Raw genomic sequence first — 11,440 nt, 5'->3', positions numbered from 1 at the left:
ACAGCACACGCGCCGCATAATACAACCAACCAGATGAGCCAGATACTCGCCTAAATTACGCAGCCTCTGGACCCAAAAACTCTGACGACGTACAATTCACAAGCATATCGAGGTCCACGGCGTCTTTGGCGGCGAGCGCGCGCATGCGGGCAAAGAAAGCGTTTGGACCGAGTTGCATCTGGCAGGGCAAGACCCGCAGCAGCTTGATGTGCCCCAAGGCGAAGGCCATCACGGCGGCGCTGATCCGGTCATGTTGGGCTATATCTTTGACCCAGAGGGCGTGGAGCCTGATCAATATGATCGCGCCTCAGATCACGTGGCAGGGGGCTGGTCGATCATGACCGGCATTGCGGCGAATCAATCCATTGAAAGTGGTGCTGTTGTGGATGTTGCAGCCCTTTTGGCGGCGCATGAAATCGATCTCAGCTAAGGAATTGTTCCCCCGCTGAAATCGCCGCTGCGCTGAAATCGCTAAGAGCCTATTTGACGTTGGACACCCAGCGCACTTGATACGGTGCAAAGGTCAAAACCCCGTCGGACAGGTCCAGCTTTTTGCCCGTCAAAAGGTCGTACCAATCTTCGCCTTCGATCAAGTTGATCGACAAGGTTGGCACCACTTGGGCCTCGTCCGACACGTTGTGCAGCGCGAAAATGGATTGATCGCGGTTCAGTGATTGACGCCACAGACCAAAGATCTTTTCGCCCAACTGCATGGTGAATTGCGTCGCATTGGGGTGGAACGCTTTTTGCTTGGTGCGGATGGCGATGCGCTCTTTCATGGCGTTCAACACCTGCGCGTGAATGCTGTCTGGATCGTCCAAGTGACCGCGCAGCTCTGGGTAGTCCCAACGGTGACGGTTGATCGCGCGGTTCATGCCGCTTTTCTCAACACCGCCCAAATCATTCGGGGTCGCCAGCAGGGAATGCACATAGAACGCAGGCACGCCTTCGAGCGCCATAACAATCGATTGCGAACACAAGAAACGCGCAACCTGATGGTCGTCTTCGCCGCCCTCAATCGTGCCTTTAAGCGCATCAAAGAAGGTGACGTTCAATTCGTATGGTTTCTGGCTGCCATCCGCCAAAGCGCGCATCGACACCTTGCCGCCAAAGTCTTTCACAGCGCCGATCACAGCGCCAAGCTCTTCGCCCGACAGCAACCCTTCGGCGCCGCGTACGCCAATGCCGTCATGCGAGGCGGCAAAGTTCAGATAGGCACAGCCCAATTGCGCCGGTGGCATCCGCATCAGCCATTGGTTCAAATGCACGCTCGTGCCGCTGAGCAGCGCGTGCAGCAACAATGGCGGCAGCGAGAAGTTGTAGATCATATGCGCTTCGTTGCGGTTGCCAAAATAGCTCAGGTTTTCCGCGTTCGGCACATTGGTTTCGGTCAGCAAAACCACAGGCTCTTCGGCATAATCACACAGCACCCGCATCAAGCGCACAATGGCGTGGGTTTGGGGCAAGTGAATGCAATTGGTGCCAAGTTCTTTCCACAAAAACGCCACCGCATCCAAACGCACGATGCGAATACCATGTTCGATATGCAGGCGCGTGACCCGCAGGAATTCCAACAAAACTTCAGGATTGCCAAAGTCCAAATCAATCTGATCGTGGCTGAAGGTACACCACACATGTTTCGGCCCATTCGCGGTTTCGACTTCGCGCAACAGCGGTGATGTGCGCGGACGCACCACTTCGCTCAGATCATCAGAGGGTAGCGCTTCTTTAAAAAACTTGTCGTAGGGCGCGTGGCCCTGCAGGTAGTCGTTGAACCACTTCGAGTTGCTCGACACGTGGTTGAGCACCAAGTCAGACATCAATCTGAAATCATCGGAAATGCGTTCAATGTCAGCCCAGTCGCCCAGCTGGCCGTTCACCGCGCGGTAATCTGTAACCGAAAATCCATCGTCAGAAGTGAACGGGAAAAACGGCAAAATATGCACGCCAGAAATCACGCCTTTGACATAGCGCTCCAAAAAGTCGCGCAGCAAATCAAGCGGCTTGTGTTGTCCGTCCACAAAGGTGTTGCCATAGGTGATCACCAATGTGTCGGTTTCATTCCACAAGGTGTTGCCAAGGCTACGACCACGGGTGCGGGCTTTGGTGTCTTCAGGCCAAAACGCATCAATCACCTCGCCCGCCAGCGCATCAGGATCGCGATCCGGATAAATCTGCGTGATGAGGGTTGCGAGGGTTGTGCGTAGTTTGGAAGATGGTTTTGCCATTGCGCCGCTTTCGTTAATCTTTGGAGTATGTAGATCAAACTGCAGCGGGGCGAGCAATGTGAACTTGGGCTACCCCACAACCATTCGGAAGATCGTTGGCTTTGCCGACACGGCAGGTTCACAAAGTGATTAAAAATAAAGCAACACTGGTGCGGCGCGCTTAAAACCCAAACGGTTTCGTCTCATAGCCAACGCCTGTCATGTACAAACCGTCGGGCGGAGACACCGGCCCACAGGCATTTCGGTCACAGGCCTCAAGCGCTTCGGTCATGTTCTCAGGCGTCCAGAACTTGCCACCAACCCGTTCCAGCGATCCAACAATTGAGCGCACTTGGTTGTGTAAAAACGACCGCGCGCGCAGGTGAAACAGGTATTCTTTGCCGTAAGGATAATCGCGCTCTTCGATCCGAATTTCATCCATGGTTTTGATCGGGCTGTGGGCCTGACACATGGTGGAGCGGAAGGTGGTGAAATCATGCGTGCCCAACAGGCGATCTGCAGCCTCTTGCATCAACCCGAGATCCAAAGGACCGCGCACCTGCCACACCAAACCCGTTTCATGCACCACAGGCGCACGCCGCGCGATCAAACGGAATGTGTAGCGCCGCTCATGCGCAGAAAAACGCGCGTGCCAGTCGTCATCCACTTTCACCGCATCCAAAATCGCAACAGGCAAAGGTTTAAGATGAAAGTTCACCGCTTCCATCAAACGAAACGGGTCCCAATCGCGTTTGAGATCACAATGCGCCACTTGCCCTTTGGCATGCACGCCAGCATCCGTCCGGCCTGCGGCACCAATGGTGGGACAGTCGGCGTCAATCTTGCGCAGGGCGTCTTCCACGGCTTGCTGCACAGAAGGACGGTCCCGTTGGCGTTGCCAACCGGAAAACGGCGCGCCGTTGTATTCTATGAGAAGTGCGAATCTGGGCATGTCCGCCATTTACCGCGCGGTGCAGACTGCGTCTAGTCTTTCGGGGCGGGTATTGCGCTGCACCTTTTAAAATGAACCGCCTCAACCTATGTTAGATTAAAGAAAACTGTGAAGGGGCAGAGGCTTGATCATTGGTGGCATTGCCGACCGTTTTGTGCGGGGCGTCGAAACGGTACAAGACGGCATAAACGAAACTCTGTTCGAACCTGTGATCCGTGTTGGCATTACGGGGCTGTCGCGCGCGGGAAAAACCGTGTTCATCACGTCTTTGGTGGCCAACCTTTTGGACCGTGGACGCATGCCGCAGCTTGGGTCTTCGTCTGCCATCACGGCCGCATATTTGCAGCCTCAGCCCGACGACACTGTGCCACGTTTTGACTATGAAACCCATTTGGCGGCCCTGACAGCGCCAGAACCTCATTGGCCTGAAAGCACCCGCGCGGTGTCTGAATTGCGCTTGTCTTTCAAAGCACAGCCCACAGGGATGATGGGCCTGTTTTCTGGCCCGCGCACAATACATTTGGATATTCTGGACTATCCCGGCGAATGGCTGTTGGACCTTGGGTTGATGGAAAAAACCTACGCGCAATGGTCTGAAGCCGCGATCAAGGCGGCCAAATCTCGCGAACAAAGCGCAGATTTTCTCACCGCGCTTGAGGCCGCAGATCCCTTGCAAAAGTATTCCGAATCCGCCGCCAAATCTCTTTCAGACAGCTTTACAACCTATCTCAAAGCCGCGCGCGAAGCTGGCTATTCTGATTGCTCGCCGGGGCGTTTTTTGCTTCCGGGTGAACTTGAAGGCTCGCCTGTGTTGACCTTTGCGCCCTTGCCGCCCAACGAGGCGCAACGCGGCTCTCTTGGGCGTGAATTTGAACGTCGTTTCGACGCTTACAAACGCGAAGTCGTAAAACCATTTTTCCGCGATCATTTCTCTAAGATTGACCGACAAGTTGTGCTGGTCGATGCCTTGGGTGCCATTCACGCAGGCCCCAAAGCGGTGGAAGATTTGCGCAGCACCTTGTCGGATATTTTGTCCGCCTTTCGCCCCGGTCGCGTGGGACGTCTCTTGGCCATTTTGGGGCAACGCCGCGTGGATCGCGTGCTGTTTGCCGCCTCTAAAGCCGATCACATCCACCACAGCCAACACCCCCGACTGACAGCCATTATGGAAGCCTTGGTGCGTGATGCCAAAGACCGTGCAGACTTTGCAGGGGCAGGGACCAAAGCCATGTCGATCGCAGCTCTGCGCGCAACCGTTGAGGAAACGATTGAGCACAATGGCACCGAACTGGATTGCGTGCGTGGCCGGACGGTTGAGGGCAAAAACGCCGCTTTCTATCCCGGTGAATTGCCAGAAGACCCGTCACATATTCTCGCGCCTGCCCGCAAAGGGGCGACCGAGTGGCTGGACGGGGACTATGAAATCATGCGGTTTGAACCGGCGCGTTTGACGCTCAAACCGGGCGAAGGTCCGCCGCATATACGGCTGGACCGCGCCGCAGAGTTCTTGATCGGAGACAAGCTATGAGCGACGGGCAAACCCCAAATCCCAAACGCGGGCCTGTGCTGATCGAACTGGATGAGGCGCCCAAGCAGACGCCTTCAACGGCGGAGCCCGTTCCCGACCTGACGCCGCTGCGTGCGCCCAGTGCGATGGAACGCGCCGCCGTTTTCGCCGCGCGCAAACCGTCCATTTTGGCGCGGTGGTTTTGGCGTTTGTTATTGGCGGTTGTGGCGTTTGTTGTCACCTTGGCCAGCTATGATTTTGTTGCCGGTCTGATCGCGCGCAACCCGATTTTGGGCTACAGCGCGCTGGCGCTCACTGGCGCGTTTGTGTTGGTTTTGCTGGCCATTGCCATCAAAGAACTGGCCGCTTTCGCGCGGCTCAAGCGTATCGACACCTTGCACGTAGCGGCCGTGAAAGCTGCGGACATGCAAGACATCAAAGCGGCGCGGGTGGTCACGGACAAGCTGCAATCGATTTATAAAGCGCGCAAAGATGTCTCTTGGGGCAATGATCGCTTTAACGAGCGCAAAGACGAAGTCTTTGATGCGGATGGGCTTTTGCAATTGGCAGAGACCGAGTTTTTGGTGCCACTTGATGCGGCCGCGCGCCGCGAGGTCGAAGCGGCAGCGCGCCAAGTGGCGACCGTGACCGCATTGGTGCCGATTGCTTTGGCCGATGTGGTCACAGCGCTCACCGCGAACCTGCGCATGATCCGCCGCATTGCTGAAATCTATGGCGGGCGCTCTGGCACGCTTGGCTCTTGGCGCGTCACACGGTCTGTGTTGACCCATTTGGTGGCCACGGGCGCTGTGGCTGTGGGCGATGATTTGATCGGATCCCTTGCGGGGGGCGGCGTTTTGGCCAAGGTGTCACGCCGCTTTGGCGAAGGCGTGGTCAACGGGGCGCTCACCGCCCGCGTCGGTGTGGCGGCCATCGAAGTGTGCCGTCCACTGCCGTTTGTGGCGGCCAAAAAACCTTCTGTCTCTGGCACAGTCAGTCGCGCCTTGGCGGGGCTGTTTGGCGGCGGCGGACAGGCTTAAAGATTGGGCTTAAAGATCGGGCGAAATTGCCGGCTGATCGGGCGGCGTGAGATAGCCAAGCGGGGGCAAAATGTTCCCCCGCACCAAGGTCGTCAGAATCTGTTTGGCTGGCGGCGCGATGGACAGCGGAAACAAGATGCGGTCGCGGATAAACGGCAAGATGCGACTGTCCGACTGATACTGTGGCGTAAACGCTGCCGACATCCATTGATAGGCCAAAACATGCGCGCGGCGTGCGCGGGCATAGGCAGGCAGGGCGGTTTCCACTGGGAAATGCCGCAAAGCCTCTGACAAGGCCCATGCATCCAAAAGCGCCATATTCGCCCCTTGGCCCAGTTGCGGCGAGGCGCGATGCGCCGCATCACCGATGTGAACGATGTTGTCGCCAAAAGGCCTGCGCAACGTGCCGTGCGCATATTGCGCCATGATCATTTGCTCGGTCGATTTGATTTGATCCAAAAACGGATCGAGGTCAGGCCATAGGGCGCGGGCCTCCGCCTTCCAATGATCCAAGCCGCGATCACGCCAGCTGTCATATCCATCGCGTGGCAGGGAATAGAACAGCGCGGCTTTTTGCGTTGTGTCATTCGGCAATGTGCCAATAGGCATCACGCCGATCATCCGATTGGCGCGGCGATAGTGTTGCGACAATTGCCCTGTTGGCAGTGCAGAGTCCGGCCAGTCGAGGGTGGTCCAAATGGCACCGTAAGGCAGATCGCGCGCTTTGAGCGGGCTGAGCTTGGACTGCGCGCCGCTGGAATCGATGATCAAATCAAAGGGCTCGGATTGTTCTGCGGTGTCAAAGATCAGTCGCTGATCCGCGTGACCGATCACTTTGTGCGATTGTTTTAAGGTCACAGAGCGCTGTTTGACGGCGTCAAAAAGGCAATCAAACAGGCGGGCGCGGTGAATGGCCAAGCCGTAGCTGTCGCCATAGGAAACATCCAAAACGCGCCGCCCAGTTTTGCTTTCGCGCCCCAACATGCGGTGGATTTTATGACCTGAGGCGCGCGCAGTGGCGCCTGCGCCAATGACATCCAGCACGCGCCGCCCAACAGGTTGAATGACCAAGCCTGATCCCACAGCGCGCGGGGTGTCGAATTGATCAAACACGGTCACATCATGGGATTGATCCGCAAGCAAAGCAGCGGCGGCTAATCCGCCCATGCCTGCGCCTGCGATGCCAATTTTCAGGCGCTTTTTCATAACCAGTCTCGCGTTTGATCGGGCGTGTCCGCGCCCCCAATGTGATTATCAGCTTTCAGTGCGGTCTAAAAGTGCGGGCTAAAACAGTTTTGGCGGCGCATCTTTGGGGGCGTCGCGTTGCTCAATCGACATTTTCAAAGCGCGCCCGATGCGGTGCGCCAGCGCCGACCAGCTTTGGGCCGTTGCGGGAGGCAAAGTGTCGGTCAAAACCGTATCGAACAGGCCCAGCCAAAGCGCGAAATGTTCGGCCTTCACGTTTTGCGCCGCCATATGAGTGCTTTGCGGGTTGCCCTTGAAACTGCGATCCAGCCCGATCGCATTGCGCCAAAAGCTGGCGATTTTGGCCTCATGCGGGCGCCAATCATCGACATGGGCTGCAAAGATCGGGCCAAGATCACGGTGGGTGCGGACGCGGGCATAGAACCGGCTGACGACCAGATCAATCTCGGCGGAGGTGATCGGAAATTTGGGTGGCACGGGCGGCATAATGTGTCCTTTGATTGGCGAAACCTTAGGCTGCGTGTCGAGAAAACGCCATGAGACCCCGCGCCGCATCTTAGCGGGTTTACCCCGCGCGCGCTCAGGCCTATAAGCCCCCTATGAATTTCTTGGTAGCGATCATTATTCGAATTACCAGCCCGGCGCTCTGAACCATGAGCCGCCGGGACAAGGCGTATGGAATACCGCGCCGCCCCACACCCTTTGACAGACTTATCTGACAGGACTTGACGCGATGTGCGCTGATACACCTACCGAAACACACGACTATAAATCCACTTTGAACCTGCCTGTGACCGATTTTCCAATGCGCGCAGGTTTGCCAAAACGCGAACCCGGTTGGCTTGAGCGCTGGGCGCAAATGGGCGTTTACGATCAATTGCGCGCCAAAGGCAAAGCCGATGCGCGCACACCCTTCACGCTGCACGATGGCCCGCCCTATGCGAACGGGCATTTGCACATCGGCCACGCGCTGAACAAAACCATCAAAGACATCATCGTGCGCTCGCACCAAATGATGGGCCACGACGCGCGCTATGTGCCGGGTTGGGATTGTCACGGTCTGCCGATTGAGTGGAAGATCGAAGAGCAATACCGCCAAAAAGGCAAAAACAAAGATGACGTGCCCGTGGTGGATTTCCGCCAAGAGTGCCGCAAATTTGCCGAAGGTTGGGTGAACATCCAGCGTGACGAATTCAAGCGTTTGGGTGTCCAAGGCAATTGGGAAGACCCTTACCTGACGATGAACTACCACGCAGAAGCCGTGATCGCAGAAGAGTTCACCAAGTTCTTGATGAACGGCACGCTGTACCAAGGCTCAAAACCTGTGATGTGGTCGCCTGTTGAAAAAACCGCGTTGGCCGAAGCTGAGATCGAATACCAAGACAAAGAGAGCTTTGCGATCTGGGTGAAATTCCCTGTGCGCGACACCGACAATGAGGCGCTTAAAGGCGCATCTGTGGTGATCTGGACCACGACACCTTGGACCATGCCATCGAACAAAGCGGTCGTGTATTCTGACACGATTTCTTATGGCGTCTACGAAGTTACCGATGCCCCTGAAGACAACTGGGTGCGCACTGGCGAGCGTTACATCTTGGCCGATGCTTTGGCTGAGGCTGTCTTTGCCAAGGCGCGTATCGAGACATTCAAACGCGTGAGCGATGCGGGTGATCTGAGCAACACATCCTTGTCGCACCCTCTTGCTGGGGCCGAAGGCTCTGGCGGCGAATGGGATGAGCCCCGCGATTTCCGCGCTGCACCATTTGTGACTGACGGCGAAGGCACGGGCTTTGTGCACTGTGCCCCATCACATGGTATGGACGAGTTCGAATTCTTCCGTGATTTGGGCATGTTGGAAACCATGATCACCTACAACGTCGTTGAAGACGGTACATTCCGTGCGGATCTGCCGTTCTTTGGTGGCAAGGCGATCTTGCGCGAAAAAGCCAACAAAAAGAACAAGAACAACCCGTGGGAAGGCGACGCCAACACGGCTGTTATGGCGAAACTGACCGAAGTTGACGGTCTGTTCGCCCGCGGCGTGATCAAGCACAGCTACCCGCATTCTTGGCGCTCCAAAGCTCCGATCATCTATCGCAACACACCGCAGTGGTTTGCTTCTGTTGATAAAAAACTCGACGACGGCATGGGCCAATATGGCGACAGCATCCGCGAACGCGCGCTGCGCTCTATCGACGAGTTGGTGACATGGACGCCGCAAACTGGCCGCAACCGCCTGCACTCAATGATCGAAAGTCGCCCTGATTGGGTGCTGTCGCGTCAACGTGCTTGGGGTGTGCCGCTGACATGTTTCACCAAAAAAGGTGCGCTGCCAACGGATGCGGATTTCTTGTTGCGCAACGCAGACTTGAACACGCGCATCAAGGCCGAGTTCGAAGAGCACGGCGCAGACATCTGGTACGCGGACGACTTTAAGGCTCGCATATTGGATGGGATCGCCAACCCTGACGATTACGACCAAGTGTTCGACGTGTTGGACGTGTGGTTCGATTCCGGCTGTACGCACGCCTTTGTGCTGCGTGACCGCGAAGATGGCACCGAAGATGGCATCGCAGATGTTTACATGGAAGGCACCGACCAACACCGTGGTTGGTTCCATTCGTCCTTGTTGCAAGCCGCTGCGACCAAAGGCCGTGCGCCCTATAAAAACGTTGTGACACACGGGTTTACGCTGGATGAAAAGGGCATGAAAATGTCCAAATCCATCGGCAACACCATCGTGCCAGAGACCATTGTGAAACAATACGGCGCGGATATCTTGCGTCTTTGGGTGGCACAGACCGATTACACCAGCGACCAGCGTATCGGGCCTGAAATCTTGAAAGGCACGGCGGACAGCTACCGTCGTCTGCGCAACACAATGCGTTACATGCTTGGCTCATTGGCGGACTTTTCCGAGGCCGATCGTGTCGAGCCTGCGGATATGCCAGAGCTTGAGCGTTGGGTTCTGCACCGCGTGAAAGAAGTCGATGAGGCCGTTGAAAAAGGCTACCGCGGCTTTGATTTCTCTGGCGTTTGGCAGGCTGTGTTTACCTTCGCAACGGTGGATTTGTCCGCGTTCTACTTCGACGTGCGCAAAGACGCTTTGTACTGTGACGGCGACACATTGAACCGCCGCGCGGCGCGCACTGTGCTCGACATCTTGTACCACCGCATCACCAAATGGCTCGCGCCGATCTTGGTGTTCACGATGGAAGAAGTCTGGCTTGAGCGCTTCCCTGGTGAGGGCAGCTCGATCCACCTTGAGGACTTTGTGGAAACACCAACAGCGTGGAAAGACGATGCTTTGGCTGCGAAATGGGCCTCTGTGCGTCAAGTGCGCCGTGTGGTAACGGCGGCGTTGGAAATCCAGCGGACCGAAAAAGTCATCGGCGCATCGCTTGAAGCGGCACCTGTGGTTTACCTGCAAGACGCGGCGATTGTTGACGCGCTGAAAACAGTGTCCTTCGCGGATCTGTGCATCACATCTGGCGTAGAGGTGTCGACTGACGCCGCGCCAGAGGGGGCCTTTACCTTGGCCGACATCGAAGGCGTTGCGGTTGTGTTTGAAAAAGCCGATGGCGAGAAATGTCAGCGCTGCTGGAAGATCTTGCCAGACGTTGGCGCGCACAGCCACGCAGGTGTCTGCGGACGCTGTGACGAAGCACTGAGCTAAGTCGACGCAGACATGCCGACACATACATCATGAGACAAAAGGGGGCTTCGGCCCCCTTTTTTTATCCGCGATATTCGGACGTGGTTTTAGGTTTTGCGTGCGGGCAAAAGCTGTTGCACCACGCCTGCGCCCAGCAAGTAGATGCTGGTCAGCATCAGACCCGTGCCCACCGCGTGAGAATACGGTCCGAGCAACAAAAACAGCGCGCAAAAGATCCAGCCAAAGGTCACAGCCAAGGTCACAGGCCGCCAACGCACCGTGCGCACAGGGTGCACAAAGCGGATCGGCAAGAACATCGCCGGCGTGAGGGTCAACATCACCAAAACCATCGCCCAAACCGGTGGCTCAATTGCGAAAAACACCAAGGCCACCATGTTCCAACAGCCCGGAAATCCTTCGAAACTGGCGTCGTCGGTCTTCATGCGGGTGTCCGCGAAATACAGCGCCGACACGGTGGTGATGCTCAAGGCGCACAGCCAGCCTGTCCAGCCCGGCACCATGCCAGATTGCACAATCGCAAAAATCGGCACGAACACATAGGTCAGAAAATCGACCACCAGATCGAGCAACACCCCATCAATGCGCTTGGCATAGACCCGCGTGTTGACCTTGCGCGCCAGTGGCCCGTCAATCCCGTCGACAACCAAAGCGGCCAGCAGCCACAAATACATGTGGTGCCAATTGCCCTGCGCGGCAGAAAAAAGGGCCAGCAAAGCGAGTGCGGCACCAATGGCGGTGAGGACGTGAACGGCGTTGGCGAGGATATGGCGTGGATTCATGATACTTTGATGCCTGTCTTGCGATGATCTTGCAAGAGGTCACGGTACTCTGCGCCATGACCTGCGATGTTTA

Annotated in this window: 9 protein-coding genes; 4 read left to right on the top strand and 5 right to left on the bottom strand. The window is 56.6% G+C overall.

What is annotated here, in order from left to right; all coding sequences use genetic code 11:
• The first annotated feature begins 172 nt into the window (after window positions 1–172).
• On the top strand, window positions 173–430 hold the full coding sequence (locus ABF287_RS10490; RefSeq protein WP_347184960.1) for a hypothetical protein: 258 nt from the start codon (window positions 173–175) through the stop codon (window positions 428–430).
• Window positions 431–479: 49 nt separating this feature from the next.
• Here the strand turns inward: ABF287_RS10490 and ABF287_RS10485 are convergent, their stop codons facing one another.
• Window positions 480–2,228: a sugar phosphorylase gene (locus tag ABF287_RS10485; protein WP_347184959.1), complete on the bottom strand. Its 1,749-nt coding sequence runs from the start codon at window positions 2,226–2,228 to the stop codon at window positions 480–482.
• A gap of 160 nt (window positions 2,229–2,388) precedes the next feature.
• Window positions 2,389–3,159, bottom strand: a complete 771-nt coding sequence (gene truA / locus ABF287_RS10480) for a tRNA pseudouridine(38-40) synthase TruA (RefSeq protein WP_347184958.1) — start codon at window positions 3,157–3,159, stop codon at window positions 2,389–2,391.
• A gap of 124 nt (window positions 3,160–3,283) precedes the next feature.
• On the opposite strand from truA, the gene ABF287_RS10475 reads away from it, so the two are divergent.
• Both ABF287_RS10475 and ABF287_RS10470 read left to right on the top strand, forming a co-directional pair.
• The gene (locus ABF287_RS10475) at window positions 3,284–4,687 is read left to right on the top strand and encodes a YcjX family protein (protein ID WP_347184957.1); all 1,404 of its coding nucleotides are present in this window, start codon (window positions 3,284–3,286) and stop codon (window positions 4,685–4,687) included.
• Window positions 4,684–5,706 (top strand): TIGR01620 family protein, encoded by a 1,023-nt coding sequence (locus tag ABF287_RS10470; protein WP_347184956.1) that lies wholly within the window; start codon window positions 4,684–4,686, stop codon window positions 5,704–5,706. Before ABF287_RS10475 ends, ABF287_RS10470 begins: the two co-directional genes overlap by 4 nt.
• Window positions 5,707–5,715: 9 nt before the next feature.
• Here the strand turns inward: ABF287_RS10470 and ABF287_RS10465 are convergent, their stop codons facing one another.
• Both ABF287_RS10465 and ABF287_RS10460 read right to left on the bottom strand, forming a co-directional pair.
• Window positions 5,716–6,912 (bottom strand): NAD(P)/FAD-dependent oxidoreductase, encoded by a 1,197-nt coding sequence (locus tag ABF287_RS10465; RefSeq protein ID WP_347184955.1) that lies wholly within the window; start codon window positions 6,910–6,912, stop codon window positions 5,716–5,718.
• Window positions 6,913–6,990: 78 nt separating this feature from the next.
• Complete coding sequence (locus ABF287_RS10460) at window positions 6,991–7,398, bottom strand: group III truncated hemoglobin (protein ID WP_347184954.1); 408 nt, start codon at window positions 7,396–7,398, stop codon at window positions 6,991–6,993.
• Window positions 7,399–7,645: 247 nt separating this feature from the next.
• On the opposite strand from ABF287_RS10460, the gene ileS reads away from it, so the two are divergent.
• On the top strand, window positions 7,646–10,588 hold the full coding sequence (ileS, locus tag ABF287_RS10455; protein WP_347184953.1) for an isoleucine--tRNA ligase: 2,943 nt from the start codon (window positions 7,646–7,648) through the stop codon (window positions 10,586–10,588).
• An 86-nt stretch (window positions 10,589–10,674) separates the two neighbouring features.
• Here the strand turns inward: ileS and ABF287_RS10450 are convergent, their stop codons facing one another.
• Window positions 10,675–11,367, bottom strand: coding sequence for a CDP-alcohol phosphatidyltransferase family protein (locus tag ABF287_RS10450; RefSeq protein WP_347184952.1), 693 nt, complete (start codon window positions 11,365–11,367; stop codon window positions 10,675–10,677).
• Window positions 11,368–11,440: the final 73 nt, after the last annotated feature.

The organism is Pacificibacter sp. (assembly GCF_039769035.1).
Classification (GTDB): domain Bacteria; phylum Pseudomonadota; class Alphaproteobacteria; order Rhodobacterales; family Rhodobacteraceae; genus Celeribacter.
Note: the sequence above shows the minus strand (reverse complement) of the source record. Positions and strands in the feature narration are given on the sequence as shown.